A 16,291-nucleotide genomic window follows, 5' to 3' on the forward strand; every position below is an offset into this window, starting at 1 on the left:
ATCCAGCATTATGACCCGGGGGCCTTTCTGTTAAATTCTTGGGCGAGATGCTCTAAATCATCGTCGCGCACCTGGATCCGTGGCTCATCCTCGAAGTGGTAGGACACATACGACACGGACCCGTCGCGACGCGACTCGAAGAAGTAGCAGGCGTGACGGGTACGACTGGCTGACGGCCCGATACGCACTAGCGGCACCAAGGCCAGCGTGGGGCTGATGACAGCGTCGCGGCTCACGAATGTCAGTTGGCCACTCTCCAGCGGCTCCCGCGTCTGCAGTTCAAACTGCTCGAAGATGGCGCTCGGCCCGCGGAGCCGCTGCGCTTGCGCGTAAGTGTGCACGCCATTTTTGTAGCGACCCTCCTCGGCAAGCGCCAGATCGACGTCTTCAAAGGCATCCCCTACCGCCTGCTCTAGTCGCCCGAGCTGCACTTCCAATGACCCCAGCCAACTTGCCAGTTGATCGGCACTGACGATGCCGCCATGCGCACGCTGGTTACGGACGTGACGTGCAGGGTCTAGTGACGCCCAAAACGACTTCTCAGACAGCTTACCCACTAAGGCTTCAGCCGGCGCTGCGGCCTCGGCCAGTACCAATTTGTAGTCCTTGTCACCGGCCAATCGGCGGACGTTACGGGCGAGCGTCTGCCCAAGGCCGAGCCAGAGCCCAAAATCAGCGCGGTCGAAGAGCTGCCGTCCCGGTGGGGCAGCATTGCTGAGGTCCCTCTGTACCTGGCGAAAGAGCTCAGCGTCAGCTCGAAAGACACTCAGCAGGGCTGCACAGGCGAACTGAGCTGTAACTTCGAAGAAGTTCAACAGACTCTGCACCCTGGCGTCCGGGTCACGCGACACGGCATAGCGCTGCAGCACAGACGCCAGCGGATACGGCAGCGCCTCGAGCCAGCGGCGCACCGGGTCGGCCTTCGCGGCGCTTTCCAGCCGCTCAACGACCCGCCGCGCCTGCTCAGGATGGCGCCAGAGGTCCCCGCGGAGCCGGGCCACGGTTGCTTCCATGCTGGCCAGGTGGCTGGCGGCGCTGATCGCCTCATCCTGCACCGCAACGGCCGGCACGGGTATCTGCACGGCGGCAAGCGCCGAGGCCTTGATGTTTGGAAGGGTCGAGCCGGTGGCCACCGCTTCCCGCAGGCGCCGACCGATAGGGCTCGACAGCAGGGCAGCCACGTAGTCAGCCCGCGCCTTCGCGGGGTCGAGCTGGACCTCAATCAGCCGGTAGAGGTTTTTGCCCTCAAGGTCTGGCGGGGAGGTGCGCACCGCACCGGCGCCGAGCGTCGGCACGTAGACGGCATTGGGCGGCGCCCCGTACGGCTGCGTGGGGCGCAGGTTCAGGCTGCGAACTATCCCGAGATCGCCGAGCGGCTGCAGCTGCTCGGCCCCGAACGCGTCCGCCAGCTCGCGCTGCAGGACGAACGACCCCCAGCCGGGGTAGTCCAGTGAGGTCAGGGCGCCAAGGTGGAGATTGGCCGGGTTCGGCCGGCGGGTCAGCAGGTTGTCGATGAGCTCGGTAATCGGCGTCCTAGCGTCAAGTCGCCCGACGAAAAGCGCGTCAGCAGGGTCCTGCTCGAAGATGGCAAGCGACGAGGTGAGGTTCGTGGCGGGCGCGAAGCCGGCCTCCACAGAAATGACCGCCGTCAGGTGCAGCCCGGCTTCAGCGCAGGCTTGGCGCAGCTTGCTGCCCGCGTCCCAGAACAGGCTGTCGGTCGTGTGGTAGACGAGCCGTCCGCCTGGCGCGAGCAGTTGACGCGCCTGCCAGAGCACGGCGCCAGCCAAGTCCCGCCCGGCCGGTGTCGCCAGCTCGGCCGCGGCGCGGCTAGGCGGCTGCAGACCAAGCGGCGGTGCAACGAAGACGAGGTCGTAGCCGTCAAGGAGCTCGCGCCGCAGTGACAGGAGCGGATCACCCAGGCGCCAGTCGATAGCCGGCGCCATGGCCCGTCCGAGTTCCCACAGCGGTCGGTGCGGGACAACGCCGACAGCCGCAGCGGTGATCCCTTCGGTCAGCGCTGCAAGTGGTAATGGCGAGGTGACATACGGATCGAAGACCGAGCGCGGTGCAAGCCGCCGTGCGAAGGCCTCGAGGAAGTCGAGCAGGTACAGCGGACGGCCGAACCCGCCCCTGCCCTCGGCCATGGCAAGATCCGCGACATCCCGCCACCTGACCACAGTCCCCTGGGCGGCGGCGCTGGCGACGATCCGGCTAACGTCCAGCACTCCTGCATGCCGAAGGCGTGCCGCCTCAGTCCAGAGTGGATTAGCACCGCGGTCCGGCAGTTTCGCGGTGCCGCGCGCGGCGTTGCTGTGGCGGGGCTTGGCGTCGTCAGTCATGTCCGTGAATCAGGCTGCCGCCGCCCCTTCATTACTAAGCTGCCGATCGAGTGACTGCCGCACCAATCCAAGCACGTAGGGAATGTCGTCGACGTTGGCGAGGCCAACCTCGACGTCACCGTTCCCCCAGCGCCCGAGGTTCGTAACGTCCTTGGCCAGACCCTTGGGGTCGTTCAACTCAGGGAACGGCATATTGAGCGACAACCGCAGTCGGGCGGCCTGCGGCACGACGTCGACGACGTTCGTCTCGGCCTTGTAGGCGATGTACAGCTTGAGGACCTCTTCTGAAATGTTCGGGTCGAGCTCGAGAAGGGCCGTGCGGAACGTCTCAAACAGGTTGCGCATTGGGCGGCCGAGGGCAAGGTGCGGGTGGTCATCGAGGCTGTAGCGCGACTGAGCAGCCCCCGCCGCCTTCGGCCGGTAGGCGGCGAGCACACTGTTCTCGATCGCCGGACGGCTCCAGACGGTCGCTGCCAGGCAGGCCAGGCGAGCCGCTCGGGCGTCGATGGCCGCCTCCTCCCAGCGCTCGACCGCCCCAAGGCCGTCGTTGAGGCGCAGCGGACTGTGCTTGAAGCCGCCGTCCATGTCGCGTTTCTCGACGAACGGCCGGTCGCTGTACTCACTGTTGTAGCCAGTCAGCGTCAGGTTGCCGATGGTGTGCAGCTTGGCGGCGTGAATGCGCTCCCAGTCAGAACCGAGCTCCTGCCGCCACTGCTGGGACAGGTTCTCGTTCTGCGGCATTATGTGCTCGATCGTGTACTCGTCGACAATGGCCCGTTCCTTGCGGCCATGATTCTCCAGCCGGCGCAACCAGTAGGAGCGGCGCGGCAAATTGTACATGTCGCGGGTCACTAGTTCGCGGGTGAACTCTTCATCGTTCGGAAAGCGCCGGTAGGACGGCAGCAGCAGGAAGCCGGCCTGGACACTTTCCAAATAGCGGTCCTTCTTGAGCGACCGCCCGAAGGTGGCGAAGGTCTTGTTCAAGGAGTTCGTCGGGATGGCGCAGATCGCCCGCCGGAAGACGTAGGCCTCGATGAGACGGAGCGCACGCACAAAGTCGGCGCGCGTCAGGACGTCGGTGGCGTAGTCGCGGTACAGCTCAAGTAGCAGCGGGTAAGCGACGTCGACCTTGAGGTCGCGCAGGTCGGCGAAGGCCTCGGCCAGCGCCTGGTCGCTTTCGCGCTTCAAGGCCATGGCGCAGTAGTAGCCGGCGTAGGCGTGGACGTCGGCCACCAGCGCATCAACGCCCGCCTGAGCCACGGCCGGCCGCCGGGCATAGGCCTTGAAGGCGTCGTAGACGGCCCGGACGTTCGGGATGTCACCGGTCTTGACCGTCAAGTAGTGCCGCATGAACGAGTCGAAGTGGGCGCCGTAGCCCTCCTGGCCGAAGCCCAGTTCCATCGGCCGCCAGTGCCGCTCGTACAGCTCAGTCTGGTGCTTCGGCTCCAGCCCCATCAGCACGTAGTTGCGGATGAGGTCGGCCTGGCTGAGCTCGCGGCCGGTCGAGTTCATGCTCTCGAAGATCAGCTGCGGGTTGTCCTGGGCGCGATTTAGCGAGACATCGACGATGACCAGCTTGCTCAGGCCCCGACAGAGCGGCGCCAGGTCACCGTTCAATGTCTTGACCTGCTCGTCGAACAGCTCGAAGTTCTGAGCGATGCGCAAGGAGCCGCCCTCTGGCAGCGGCCGCTGCTGCACCAGCGCTGTCAGGCTGTCCTTGTCGGTCTGAGTCAGCAGCAGCTTGAAGGCCTTCTCGCCGTCCTCAAGTGGGTTGAGCAGGTAGTAATTGCGCAGCTTCTTGGCCGAGAAGCCCTCAACCGGCTCCGTGTCAGCGAGGTGCCTGGACAGCGCCTCCAGCAGCAAGGTGACCGTCGTCAGACGCTGCTGGCCGTCGATGACCAGCAGCGGCGACTGGCTGGAGACCTGATACAGCCCCTGCTCGACGTAGACGACCGAGCCGACGAAATGGGCGTTGACGCTGTTCTCACGGCCAGCCCGCATGATGTCGGTCCACAGCTGCAGGCACTCGTCACGCCGCCAGCTGTACGTTCGCTGGTAAATCGGGATCACGAACTGCGGCGACTTCTTAAGGAACTGCAGTAGGGAGGCCTCCGTCGCCTTCATGCTGAGCTCTCCACAGCGAGCGATCGCGCCAGCCATGCTCGAGGTGCGCCATCAACTGTTGACGACGCCGCTTGGATCCTTCGCTCCACCGCCTCAAGTCGGTCGAGCGCCACGTTCACAACACGCAAGATTTCCTGCTGTTCAGGTACAGGCGGCAACGGCACGGGGACTCGAGCGAGCGAGACTCCAGTCAAGTGAGCAATGCCCGAGCCCGTAAAGTAGTCCTGTAGGCGCCCGGTCTGCGCGTGCATTTGAAGCACCAACACAAGCCAATCCGGCAGGAGCGCCCCATCGCACCGAACTCGGTGCAGCGCCTTCTGGAAGCGCATATTGGAGGCAGTCTCACGCCATACAGCTGCACGACCAGGCTCACCGCCTTCACAGACGAGGACATCTCCGGACACAAGCCCATACCTGTCCGCCTCATGTGCCTCGAACCGCATTTCCTTGAGGTCGCTCAGGTCGAACCCACGCCATCGCACATTGACATTGCGAAGATACGCAAGCGACTCTCCCTTATTCTTCGCCTTGTCCAACATCTTACCCAATACCGACTCCGCTACAGCGGCAAGAGGAACCCACGACCAGCTTTCAGGCAGTTCTGGTGGTCGATCCTCATTGAAGTCATGCAGCACTTGCTGGCGCTTCTTCGGCAAGGAAGTCAGGACCGCAGCGTTATCCCATTCGGATTCATTGGCATGAGCAACACGCCAGGTCTCGGACAGCTTGCCTAGTCCTGCCGCCAGGACCAAGTCACTCGGCAAGCGACTGACCACCTCAGTTGCCGCGTGTACACGCTGCAGAACCTTGTCCCGTGCTCTATCGACCGCTGCAAGCTCAACTAAGACAGTCTCCTGCTCAGCACTATCAGGCAGCAAGACCTCCGTACCTTCAAGAAAGTCGTCCACCTTGAGATTTCGGATATTCGTTGTAGCCGTCTGAAACTGCTCTGTATGCCCTGCCGCATAGAGCAAGTCGAGTTGACGCTTGACAAAGTCAGGGTGCACCCCCGTCCGCAAACGCAGCTTGCGGCAGAAATTGGAGCAGATCAGCGGCATCGCAGCCGAGGCCACCGCCTCCTCGTCAATCAGCAAGACTCGGCCGACAGGCTGCCCCGGTCCTCCGCCTGAAACTTCTAAGACCAGGTCGCCTGGACGTAAGCGGCGCCGATCAAGAGCCTTGGCTGGGATGCGCCTTGGAGCAGCATCCTCGGCCCGTCGCGTCTCCCAACGGCGAAAGTCAGCACCTCGAACAACCAAGACGTCGACGTCATCTTCACGCTGGGACGCAGGCTCGCTCCCCCAGAGGCCACCGATGGTGTCCTCTACGATGCTTTTCAGGCTAACGCGGTCACCATGCAATATCTTCACGCGGACTCCTCGCCCGCGTCGAGCAACGCTTGGAGGTCACCGAGCTCGTCGAGCGCAAGCTGCAATTCTCCCATCGCCTCTGTGATCAGCTCCAGCGGATCCACAAGGTCGTGACCGCCAGTTAGCTCGTCATCGCGAAGCCATTTGAAGGCGTCAAGTTTGTAGTGATGAGCCTTCACCTCGGCGATGGAGAATGAGCGCCAACGGCCTGTGGGAGAGTCGTCTGGTGTCCGCGAGCCCAATCCATTCGGATCGGAACCGTAGCATCGCTCGAACTCGGCGAAGTGATTCTGAGTGAGAGGACGGCTCTTCTTGGTAACCTTGGGCACATTTGCCCGAGCATCGTAAATCCACGTACGCTCAGTTGGTCGCCCCTTCGTGAAGAAAAGGACGTTCGTCTGCGTACCCTCGGTATACGGACTGAACGTCCCGCGAGGACACCTTAGGACGGTGTGTAGGTCGCAATCCTCCATCAGTACCTTGAAAATCTCACCGGCCTGCTGCGCAAATAGAACGTTGTCAGGCACGACAACCGCTACTCGGCCACCTGGCTTCAAGATGGTCAGGATGTGCTGCAGAAAGTTGAGCTGCTTGTTGCTCGTCTGGACCACGAAGTCATCACGGTCCGGGGCCTGATTAGCACCCTTCACGCCAAAGGGCGGGTTGGTCAGGATGACATCGAAGCGCTGATCGGAGGGTGCCTCGTAGATAGAGTCTGCGTTGCTAATGTGCGGCTCTACCTGGTGTAGATAGAGGTTCATCAGCGCCAAGCGACGCGGTCGCTCATCGATCTCAGTCCCAAAGTACGTCTTAGTACGGATTCGCTTGGCCGTCTGGCGCTCGAAGGCACCACCGGTCTGGTGCAGGAGCCACTCGTAGGCGGCCACCAGAAAGCCACCGGTGCCAACGGCGGGGTCGCCAATGGCGAAGCTTTTGCTGACCCGTGGGTCAGGCTGGACGCAGCGAACCATCGTCTGGATGAGCAATCGCGGCGTGAAAAACTGACCGGCGCCCTTTTTTCCTTCAGCCGCCGCCTTCTCAAGCAGGCCCTCGAAGGCTGCCGCCTTGACGTCGACGTCAAGCGACGTCCAGTCAGTCTCGTCAATGACGCCGATGAACTGCTTGAAGCTCGTCGCCTTGCGCAAACGGTTCTGCGAGCCGGCGAAGATTTCGCCTAGGATGCCGTGCTGCTTGCCGAGCTCCTTCAGAACGCTATCGTAGTGCTCAATCAAATCACTGCCGCTGAACTTGGTCAGCGTCGGCCAGTCGCACGAGATTTCGACCGTGCGGCCGCTGTGGACTTCGACCGTCTTGTAGGTAGGCAACTCTATGCCGCGTTCGTCGGCCATCTTGAGAAATAGCAGGAGGGTAACCTGCTCGATATAGTCGCCGTAGTTCACGCCCTCGTGGCGTAGGGTGTGGCAGAATCCCCATAGTTTCTGAACAACGTCAACACTCATGCGGCAATTAGCTCCTTGTGCACGTCCGAGAGCAGCTCAGCTAACTGTCCCTCGAAGACCTTATTTGCCCGACCCCAGCCACCGCGGTTGGCCAAGACAGGTACGTTGTCAAAATCCTCGCGGTCGATCGTCAGGTTTTGGACGAGGTGCTGGCGGATGTACTCCAGCCACTTCTTCTGATCGTCGGTCAGCAGTCGACCGGCCGCCACGTGTGCCACGGCTGCGGCGACGCGCTCCTCGGCCGTCAGCAGACTCGAGCCGTCGATAACAGCCCACTTGACCATCGAGATGATGTCGATCAAGGCCTTGTGGTGCTTAGCCTCGTAGGCCTTGCGCAGGTTGGCCTCGGTGAAGCGCTCCGGCGCCTTGGTCAGCAGATCGCGCAAGTCGTTGAGGGCATCGGTACTCCAGTCCTGCGGCCGGTCAAGCATGACCTGCAGGGCCTCGATGTGCGTGGCGTTGTCACGCACGAAGCGCTCGAAGGCCTGAAGGTAGTCGTCGGGCTTGTACTCCCGACCGTCGGCCCCCCGGATCAACCAGCTCGACTCAACGGTGTCGGTGACGCCGTGGGCCACGATGAAGGTGCGCGGCGGCCGCTTGAAATTGATCAGTAGGTCCTGAAAGCCCTCGTTGCGCAGCAGCTGCATCGTCGGCAGGAACGCGCTATCCAGACGGGCCTGCAGCCCCTCGGCGAAGGTGCCGAGGTCGCCGTCCGGGATGTAGGCCGCCAAGGCCTCACGGGTGTCACCCGGGATCACCTTGTCGAGTCGGCGTAGCCGCTTGATCAGCCGATTGGTGTTGTAGGCCCGATCCCGGTTGTTCCAGATGTCGTCGATGATTTCGGCCAGCGATTTGGCGTCCGCAGCCGGAGGATCGGCCGTAATGTCCGTCGTGTTTTTGAAGTACTCCAGCAACGTGCCGTCGAAGCAGTCGAAGACGACGAAGCGGTCCTTGTCGCGGCATTTGTCGCCCAACCGGGTGCCGCGGCCGAGCATCTGCTCGAACAGGATACGCGACCTTACTGGCCGCAGAAAGACCAGGAACTCCAGGTCAGGGATGTCGACGCCGGTTGTCAGCATGTCGACCGACACGACGATCATCGGCTTCGGCCGGTTGCGGAACTCGCGGATGCGCTGCAGCGGCCGGTCGACGCTCTTGCTGCCGGTAATCTTGGCGACGAATTCGTCGCCGCGGTTGAAGATTTCCCGGGCCTGAGACACCAGTTGGTCGCAGTGCGAGGTGTGCTGCAAGTCGTTGACGGCGAAAACCAGTGTCTTCGGAAAGCGGCCACGCTCGGCCTCGAACTCGTCGGTGTAGCGCTTCAGATCCTGCAGAATCCTGCGATTCGAGTCCGGGGCAGTGATATCGCGCTCTAGGGCGGTGGTGTCGTAGGCCCGCTCGTCCTCGAGGTAATCGAACTGCTGCTCGCCTGACTCGGGATCAACGCTATCGACGACGTCGCCTTCCTTTAGGAAAACGCCGTGCATGCGCACGTGCGACTTGACGCGGACGACGTCGTAATCGACGAGCCAGCCTTCGCGCACGGCCCGCTCGTAGTCGTAGCGGTACACCAGCTTCTCGAAGTAGGCCATGGTGTGCTGCGCCGGCGTGGCGGTCAAGCCGATCTTGATGGCGTCGAAGTGGTCGAGGGTCTTGCGCCAGATGGCCGCTTCACGGGAAGTGTAACCGCGGTGGCACTCGTCGGCCACGATCAAGTCAAAGGCGTGGATAGGGATGTCCAACTTCTCTGCGTCGTCTTCCTGTTCTTCGCCGTCGGCGAAAACAGCCGCGTTGCCAAACAAGTTGATTGTCATGCGCTGAATGGTGCTGACGTAGACAAACGACGAACCGATCTTGGGCTCCGTCAGGTACGACTTCGGCAGGACGGTCGGGTCGAACGCTTCATCGTCACCAAAGTCTTCGCGTTGGAAGCGCTGCGAGTAAACCTCATAAAGCTGGTCGAATTTTTTGCCTGGCTCGGGCTCGAAGCTCTTAAAGGCCCGGACAGTCTGGGCGGCCAAAGCCTTGCGGTCGACGAGGAACAGGACCCGGCGTGCCGCGCCCGTCTTCATGAGGCGGTAGACCTCATTGACAGTCATAAGCGTCTTGCCGGTGCCCGTTGCCATGGTGACAAGCATCTTGCGGCGCCGCTTACGGAGCGCGTCTTCAATCGCCTGATTTGCATCCCGTTGGTAGGAACGCATCCGGGGGTGGACAGGCAGTGAGTCGAGCTTGGCTAGGTCACCGTCGTAGTCGCGCTGCAGCATTTCGTGCAGCCCGGCGGCGCTATGGAAGCCACTCACCTCCCGCGAACGGTTCAGTTCATGGCGGACGTCAGCAAAGAATACGCGCTCACCGTTGGTCGAGTAGAGAAAAGGCACACCGTACTTGCCCTGGTAGCGTGGCACTTGGGTGATGCCCTGAGAGTAGCGCTCCGCCTGGGTTAGAACCCCCTGTGGCCCAACCGTTAACCTCTTCGCCTCGACCACGCCGCGCACCTGACCATCGACACAGAGCGCATAGTCGGCCGGACCGCTGGCGGTCGGCCACTCCTCGACTGCAGTGGGCATGGCTGGCGCTTCACTATTCACTGAATTGAGCGACACAACCGGCCAACCGGCCTTTTTCAGGCGAGGGTCAATCCGTTCGCTACGGGTGGTGGCTTCGTTGGTCATGGTATTTCCCCCATTATACCGGCCATTAGACGTTCGAGAAAGCATAAGCGTGCGCTCCGACGCCGCCGGGCAGGCTCTCGAGCGTGTCGGACCGGTGACCCATGTGCGTGACGGGCAGACACGTACGTGCCCGGCGGCCGCGGACAACCGCCAGCTGTTGCCATGCGGCGCTGACGGGCACCACGGCGCTTGCCCTACGACGAAGCCGACTGGCCGGCGGCGGGCTTACCGGGACAGCTGCGCATCACGACCGTCGACCGGGGCTGCTGGCCGGACTGGTCGTCGCTGGCCATCACAGGTCCGCGATGGGCTGGGCCTCATCCGGTTCGGCTGGTTCACCACGGTCGACGCCCAGCAAGTCCGCAGTGGTAAGGCCGCCGGCAGCCTGTCGCAGCCGCCATGATCTAGCCAGCTGGGCGGTCGATGCCTGGCCGACGGCGCGGCACAAGCCAGAGGGAGCAAAGGGGTGTCGGACTTCGGTGACCAGCTGCGCGCCTGGCGGCAGAGCCAGGACCTCACTCAGGCAGCGCTCGCTGAGAGTCTGGGCCTGGCCGTGTCCCGGCCGACGATCGCCAACTTGGAGGCGGGGCGCAGTGCACCTTCCGCTGAGTTCTGGAGCGCCTTCACCCTCCGCTTCCCGCCGGCCGAGGCGCGGCTGAGAGCGGCCTACGAACGTGCCCGTGAGGAGCAGCTCCGGCGGTCGGTGAGGCGCCGCCAGCAGCGGCAGCCAGCCAAGGCCCCGGCCCCGCCGGCGCCGGAGAAGCTCCTCGGCGGCCCCTTCGTCATCGAGCGGCTCGACGTCGTCTACGTCTTCCGGGAGAGCCGGGCCCCGGAGGAGGTGCTGGAGCTGCGCCAGCTACGGGCGACTGCCCAGGCACGGGACTTCACCTTCAAGCTGGAGCACCAGGGAACCGCCGACTTCGAGACGGAGACCGAGGTCCTGTGGGGCGGCGTCCTGGCCGCCGAGCGGCGCCTCGCCCAGATCGGCCGGAGCCGGACCGTGTACCTGCGGCGGCTCGACCTTGGCCGGACGCTCAAGCGCAGCGAGCGCCACCGGTTTGGCATCCGGTACTTCGTCGAGCATGACCCCGCCCCTGCCCACCACATCATCGCCACGGTGACCGACCGAGCGGAGGTGGTCAGCCTGCACGTCAACTTCTGGGGCACCAAACCTCCCATTGACTACTGGCGCTTCGGGCCCCTGGCCGATGATGCCCTCGCTCCCGATGCCGTCACACCGCAGACGCGGCTGCGGCCAGACGGCAACCACTGCGTCTCGGCGGACTTCCAGCGGCCGGAGGTCGGCACCTCCTTCGGCGTCGCCTGGCAGTGGGATGAGGACCAGTAGGGCCTGGCGAGTGTTGACGCCGCCAACACCTGTCCTCGCCTGTTGAGCCCAGCAAACAGCAGGCCGACGGATCAACGATCCCCTGGTGCCCGCCATCCGGGCGGGCCTCAAGGGGATGGAGACCCACCATGTTCGGCATCTGGTCCAGTCGCCACCGGGCACTGACCCCGGCGGAGCAGGTCATCGAAGGGCAGCTGGTCGGCCGCCCGGCCATGCCTAGGGTTGTCGAGCAGGCCGTCACCTACGGCGTTGCCAAGCAGTACGGCAGTGCCATCGTCAACGGAGCCCGCATCCGCGGCATCCACTACGTCGCCCAGCAGGGACTGCGCGCGGTCGCCGACCTGGAGGACGAGGAAGCGGCGGCGGTGGCCCGCAACCAGTTCACCGGCGGCCAGCGGGCCCGCCGCATCGTCGACACCGCTGCCGACGGCATCGACGAGGCCGTCTACGTCACCGGCCGGGCCTTCTGATGGTCGAGACGGTCATCCTCGTCGCCAGCGTCATCGGTCTGCTGGCCGCCGGCTACGGCCTAGCGCTGTACCGGGTGCGGGCCGAACGGGCCCGGCTGGCCGCCTGGCGCCAAGTGGTGCAGGGCGAGTTCGTCGCCCTGCAGCAGGTCCAGCGCATCCATGACCTGTACTTCCAGGCCCGGGACGCCCTGCGCCGGTCGGGCCGACCGCCGGGTAGCACCACGTGACCGACACCAAGCCCGTCCCCACGGCGGGTCAGCCGGGGCGCTACGCCACCCTGTTGGCCGACCCGCCGTGGGACATCCTCCAGGTCGGCGGCTGCCGGCGCGGCGCCGTCCAGCACTACCCGCTCTTGTCGGTCGAGACCATCGCCCGGCTGCCGGTCGGCCAGCTGGCGGCGGACCAGGCTCACCTCTGGCTGTGGGTGACCAACGCCAGCCTGTTCGCCGGCAAGACGGTCATGGAGCAGTGGGGCTTCACCTACCGATCGATCCTGACCTGGGTGAAGCCCTACTACGGCATGGGGCAGTACTTGCGCACCCAGACCGAGCACTTGCTCCTCGGGACGCGGGGCAAGGCTCCCATCCTGTTCCGCGGCCAGGGCTCCTGGTTCTACGCCCCGGTGCAGGGCCACTCCTGCAAGCCCGAGGAGCAGTACGCCGTCATCGAGCGCTGCAGCCCGGGGCCTTACCTCGAACTGTTCGCCCGACGGCGGCGTCCCGGCTGGAACGTCTGGGGCAATGAGGTGCACTGCGATGTCGCTTTGTAAGCCGTCGGTCGACGCCGGGCCCTCCGTCCGGCGCCGATCGACCTGAACGGGAGGCCGGGCAGATGCGGCGCGGCTGGGAGTTCCTGGCATTGCTGGTCATCGGTGCCCTGTTGCTCCAGGCGGCCGTCGAGTTCATCCGCCCACTCATCCCCTACATGGTCGCCGTCGTGGTGCTGGGCGGCATCACCGTCACCGGCATCTCGATCTACCGCAACCACCGCTCCTGGTGAGCATGCAGTGGCGGCTCCTGCCCGGAGCTGCTGCCCAGAGGCCGCAGTGGACACATTCCGATCGTTTCGCTTCATCGGAGAAGGACAACGACCGCTCGGTATTGTGGAATTGCCATTCACTATTGAACGTCGCAGGCCTGCAACGCATACTGGTATTCATATCGTCGCACGTCCGCGACGGATGACATTAAGACACGAGAGGGGGTAGAGCTATGTCGAACAAAAGACGCCTGCGCATTCGCGCAATTCGGCGGAAGGAACCGGACCTACGCAAGCTGAGCCGGGCGCTTATCGAGCTGGCGAGCGCACGGGCCGAAGCGGATGCCGCAGCAGCCCACCGGGCGGCTTCGTCTGACAGCCCTACCCCCAAAGCGACGCCACCACCCAAGGAGCAGTCGCGATGAGCGCCGCCGCGGCGATGCCCAAGTGGCTCCGGCACCGCTTCCCGGTCGTCGTCGAGCCGGGGCAGCTGACAGCCCTGCTTCGGTGCTTCCACGGCCTGGGGAGCGATCACCGCGAACGGCCAGTCGCCTTCCAGGCCGTCGGGCACGCCGGTCATGTCGACCACTTCCTGCGGCTGCCGCCGCAGCGGCGGACCGGCCTGCTGGCCCAGGCCCGCAGCACGGTGCCCGGCCTGACGCTTGAGCCAAGTGACGGTCCACAGGTCGGCCAGCCGCAGGCGGCCTGGCGGTTGTGGTCGTCCTCCTCCCGCCTGCCGCTGCGGACCGACGAGCCGGCGGCCGTCAGTCAGGCCGTCCTCACCGCCCTCGCCGAGGCCGGCGCGGGCGAGAGAGTCACCTTGCAGTGGCTGCTCGGCCCGGTACGGCGGCCGGTCGTCGTACCAAGCAGGCACAGTCCGGTCCTCAGCGAGTCCTGGCCCAGGGCCCTCGCCAGCGCGCCGTTCAAGGCGCCCGCCCAGCTCGACGCCGAAGCGCGCCGCGCCCTCCGCAGCAAACAGGGTGAGGCCGGCTGGCGCCTGGTCGGTCGCATCGCCGTCCAGGCAGCCAACCGTGAGCGTCGGTTCAGCCTCCTCGGCCAGCTGCTCGGCGCCCTGCGCACCGCGGAAGGCCCCGGCGCCCGGCTCGGCGTCCGACCCGTCAAGCCCTCGACCGTGACCACCGTCCGGACTCCGCTGTTCTGGGGCCTGGCCTGCAACGTGCAGGAGCTGACGGCGCTGCTGGCTTGGCCGCTCGGCGAGCTGCCACTGCCGCCCGTCGCCCGCCGGCCGTCGCGCCTGCTGCCCGTACCGCCCGGTGTACCGACCACGGGCCGCATCATCGCCGTTGAGCCTCTGAACGGGCGCACGATCGCCCTGACGCCGAAGGACAGCGCTCAGCACCTCTGGGCGCTCGGTCCGACCGGGACCGGCAAGTCGACCGTCCTGCTCAACCTCATCACCCAGGACATGGCGGCCGGACGGGCCGTCGTGGTGCTCGAGCCGAAGGGCGACCTGATCAGTGACGTGCTGGCCCGTGTACCGCCCGCCCGCCAGGCGGATGTCGTCCTGCTTGACCCGGCTGACGAAGCGCCCGTCGGGCTTAACCCGCTGGCGACCCGTACCGCCCCGGAGCTTGTGGCCGACCAGCTACTGACCGTCCTGGCCCGCCTGAACGCTGAGAGCTGGGGGCCGCGACTGGCCGAACTGCTGCACGCCAGCCTGCTGACGCTCGCCCGGACGCCGGGCATGAGCCTGGCCGTCCTGCCGCCGCTGCTGACCAACCCTGGCTTCCGGCGGCGGGTGGTCGGGGCGCTCGACGACCCACTCGGCGTCTCGCCCATCTGGGCCGCCTTCGAGCGGCTAAGCGACGAGGCGCAGGCCCAGACGGTCGCGGCGGTGCTGAACAAGGTGCGCGCCCTGACCGCCCGGCCAGCGCTGCGGGCGGTCCTGGGCCAGGTGGAGCCGCGCTTCGCGCTGCCGGACCTCTTCTCCAGCCGCCGCCCAATCCTGCTGGCCAACCTGGCCAAGGGCGTCATCGGACCGGACAGTGCCCGGCTGCTTGGCACCCTGCTGCTCAACCAGCTGTGGCAGGCTGCCCTCGGCCGCCAGGCCATCCCGCCGGAGCGGCGCCACCTCGTTTCGGTCGTCGTCGATGAGCTCCAGGACTACGCCAGCCTCCCCGGCGACCTGGGCGACATGCTGGCCCAGGCCCGCGGGCTCGGCGTCATGTTCTCCCTGGCCTGCCAGCACCTCGACCAGCTGGCGCCCGCGCTGCGCAGCGGCGCCCTGGCGAACGCCCGGACACGGGTGGTCTTCCAGACCGCCGCTGACGACGCCCGGGTGCTCGCCCGCGGCCACAAGGAGCTGACCCCCGAGGACTTCACCCACCTGGCCGCCCACGAGGTCTACCTCCGCCTGAGCGTCGGGGCCGCCGTCACCTCGTACATGTCCGGCGAGACCCGGCCGGCGCCGCCGGTGGTCAGCGACCCGGCGGCCATCCGTGGGCTGAGCCGGGAGCGCTACGGCGTCCCCCGCCTGGAGACGGACACCGCCTTGCAGGCCCTCATCGACGGTCCGCGCGGTGGTGACCGACCCATCGGCCGCAGTCGGAGGCCCTCATGAGCCGCCGACCATGGTGTCCGGTCGCCTCTCCGGCCGCGTGCTGGACGCCCGGCACTTCGCCCTGGTCAGGCATGGTCTCGCCCCTCTCTCGGGACGGGACAGAGGTGTGGCACGGAGGTCCGTCATGACGTCCGTCCCCCGCCTCTCGGCGGCGCGGTTGGAGCGCTTGCGGCAGGAGCTCAGTCCGCGCGATTCGGCAGTGCTGCAGGACATCGACCGTTGCCGCCTGATGAGCGGTCGGCAGCTCCAGGAGCTCCACGTCGGCCAGGGCGAGACGGCAGCCCGGGCCGCCCGGCGCCTGCTGGCCCGCCTTGTACGCCACGGTCTGCTGGCCCGGCTGCAGCGGCAGGTCGGCGGGGTGCGGGCCGGCAGCAGCGGCTTCACCTACGGCCTCGGTCCGGCCGGCGTCCGGCTGCTCCACCCAGGAGCACCGCGTCGCCGGCTCTACGAGGTCCGCGACGGTTTCCTCAGCCACACCCTGGCGCTGAGTGAGCTGTACGTCCTCCTCCGCCAGGCCGAGCAGCGGGGACAGCTCGAGCTGCTGACGCTGGAGACCGAGCCCCGCTCCTGGCGCCGGATGCCTGACGGCGACTGGCTGAAGCCCGACCTACACGTCGTCATCGGCCTCGGCGAGGAGGCCTTGCACTCCTTTGTCGAGCTCGACCGGGGCACCGAGCACTCCCCGGCGCTGGTCGGCAAGCTGCGCCAATACGAGACCGCTTACCGCGGCGGCGTCGCGGCCACGGCCGAGGCCTTCCCCCGGGTGGTCTGGCTGGTGCCGAGCGACAGGCGGGCCGCCCAGCTGCGCCGGCTGCTGCACTCCTCGCGCCTGACGCCCGAGCTGCATGCCGTCGCTCTGCAGTCCGAAGCCTTGGCGGCCTTGACCGGGGGCGAGCTGGACAGCCGGCCGCCGCCCAATGGGCCCGACGTCCCAGATCACTAAGCA

General features: G+C 65.8%; 12 protein-coding genes. 7 read left to right on the forward strand and 5 right to left on the reverse strand.

The window, feature by feature from the left end; genetic code table 11:
- Positions 1-8: 8 nt before the first annotated feature.
- From ACI78Z_RS14975 to ACI78Z_RS14995, 5 genes are read right to left on the reverse strand one after another with little or no spacing between them, the layout of a single operon-like run.
- Positions 9-2,339, reverse strand: coding sequence for a hypothetical protein (locus tag ACI78Z_RS14975; protein WP_457037329.1), 2,331 nt, complete (start codon positions 2,337-2,339; stop codon positions 9-11).
- A 9-nt stretch (positions 2,340-2,348) separates the two neighbouring features.
- Entirely contained in the window at positions 2,349-4,463 is a 2,115-nt protein-coding gene (locus tag ACI78Z_RS14980; protein WP_457037330.1) for a GmrSD restriction endonuclease domain-containing protein, read from the reverse strand.
- Positions 4,460-5,833: a hypothetical protein gene (locus tag ACI78Z_RS14985; RefSeq protein WP_457037331.1), complete on the reverse strand. Its 1,374-nt coding sequence runs from the start codon at positions 5,831-5,833 to the stop codon at positions 4,460-4,462. Before ACI78Z_RS14985 ends, ACI78Z_RS14980 begins: the two co-directional genes overlap by 4 nt.
- Positions 5,830-7,293, reverse strand: a complete 1,464-nt coding sequence (locus ACI78Z_RS14990; RefSeq protein ID WP_457037332.1) for an N-6 DNA methylase — start codon at positions 7,291-7,293, stop codon at positions 5,830-5,832. Before ACI78Z_RS14990 ends, ACI78Z_RS14985 begins: the two co-directional genes overlap by 4 nt.
- Entirely contained in the window at positions 7,290-9,968 is a 2,679-nt protein-coding gene (locus tag ACI78Z_RS14995; RefSeq protein WP_457037333.1) for a type I restriction endonuclease subunit R, read from the reverse strand. Before ACI78Z_RS14995 ends, ACI78Z_RS14990 begins: the two co-directional genes overlap by 4 nt.
- A 466-nt stretch (positions 9,969-10,434) precedes the next feature.
- Here ACI78Z_RS14995 and ACI78Z_RS15000 point away from each other — a divergent pair, with 466 nt between their 5' ends.
- The 7 genes from ACI78Z_RS15000 (at position 10,435) to ACI78Z_RS15030 (ending at position 16,288) form a co-directional block, all read left to right on the forward strand.
- Entirely contained in the window at positions 10,435-11,316 is an 882-nt protein-coding gene (locus tag ACI78Z_RS15000; RefSeq protein WP_457037334.1) for a helix-turn-helix transcriptional regulator, read from the forward strand.
- Positions 11,317-11,444: 128 nt separating this feature from the next.
- Positions 11,445-11,786, forward strand: a complete 342-nt coding sequence (locus ACI78Z_RS15005) for a hypothetical protein (protein WP_457037335.1) — start codon at positions 11,445-11,447, stop codon at positions 11,784-11,786.
- Positions 11,786-12,013 (forward strand): hypothetical protein, encoded by a 228-nt coding sequence (locus tag ACI78Z_RS15010; protein ID WP_457037336.1) that lies wholly within the window; start codon positions 11,786-11,788, stop codon positions 12,011-12,013. Before ACI78Z_RS15005 ends, ACI78Z_RS15010 begins: the two co-directional genes overlap by 1 nt.
- Positions 12,010-12,555 (forward strand): MT-A70 family methyltransferase, encoded by a 546-nt coding sequence (locus ACI78Z_RS15015; RefSeq protein ID WP_457037337.1) that lies wholly within the window; start codon positions 12,010-12,012, stop codon positions 12,553-12,555. The genes ACI78Z_RS15010 and ACI78Z_RS15015 overlap by 4 nt, the downstream gene beginning before the upstream one ends.
- 62 nt (positions 12,556-12,617) lie before the next feature.
- On the forward strand, positions 12,618-12,785 hold the full coding sequence (locus ACI78Z_RS15020; RefSeq protein ID WP_457037338.1) for a hypothetical protein: 168 nt from the start codon (positions 12,618-12,620) through the stop codon (positions 12,783-12,785).
- A gap of 400 nt (positions 12,786-13,185) precedes the next feature.
- Positions 13,186-15,345 carry a type IV secretory system conjugative DNA transfer family protein gene (locus ACI78Z_RS15025; RefSeq protein WP_457037339.1) on the forward strand — a complete coding sequence of 720 codons (2,160 nt, stop codon included), beginning with the start codon at positions 13,186-13,188 and terminating at the stop codon, positions 15,343-15,345.
- 124 nt (positions 15,346-15,469) lie between these two features.
- The gene (locus tag ACI78Z_RS15030; RefSeq protein ID WP_457037340.1) at positions 15,470-16,288 is read left to right on the forward strand and encodes a replication-relaxation family protein; all 819 of its coding nucleotides are present in this window, start codon (positions 15,470-15,472) and stop codon (positions 16,286-16,288) included.
- The last annotated feature ends 3 nt before the right edge of the window (positions 16,289-16,291 follow it).

It is taken from the genome of Geodermatophilus sp. SYSU D01176, from assembly GCF_054050015.1.

Coding starts and splice junctions, on each gene's coding strand:
- ACI78Z_RS14980 (WP_457037330.1), bottom strand. CDS start 4,463: ATGAAGGCGACGGAGGCCTCCCTACTGCAGTTCCTTAAGAAGTCGCCG.
- ACI78Z_RS15020 (WP_457037338.1), top strand. CDS start 12,618: ATGCGGCGCGGCTGGGAGTTCCTGGCATTGCTGGTCATCGGTGCCCTG.
- ACI78Z_RS14990 (WP_457037332.1), bottom strand. CDS start 7,293: ATGAGTGTTGACGTTGTTCAGAAACTATGGGGATTCTGCCACACCCTA.
- ACI78Z_RS14975 (WP_457037329.1), bottom strand. CDS start 2,339: ATGACTGACGACGCCAAGCCCCGCCACAGCAACGCCGCGCGCGGCACC.
- ACI78Z_RS15010 (WP_457037336.1), top strand. CDS start 11,786: ATGGTCGAGACGGTCATCCTCGTCGCCAGCGTCATCGGTCTGCTGGCC.
- ACI78Z_RS14995 (WP_457037333.1), bottom strand. CDS start 9,968: ATGACCAACGAAGCCACCACCCGTAGCGAACGGATTGACCCTCGCCTG.
- ACI78Z_RS15005 (WP_457037335.1), top strand. CDS start 11,445: ATGTTCGGCATCTGGTCCAGTCGCCACCGGGCACTGACCCCGGCGGAG.
- ACI78Z_RS15025 (WP_457037339.1), top strand. CDS start 13,186: ATGAGCGCCGCCGCGGCGATGCCCAAGTGGCTCCGGCACCGCTTCCCG.
- ACI78Z_RS15030 (WP_457037340.1), top strand. CDS start 15,470: ATGACGTCCGTCCCCCGCCTCTCGGCGGCGCGGTTGGAGCGCTTGCGG.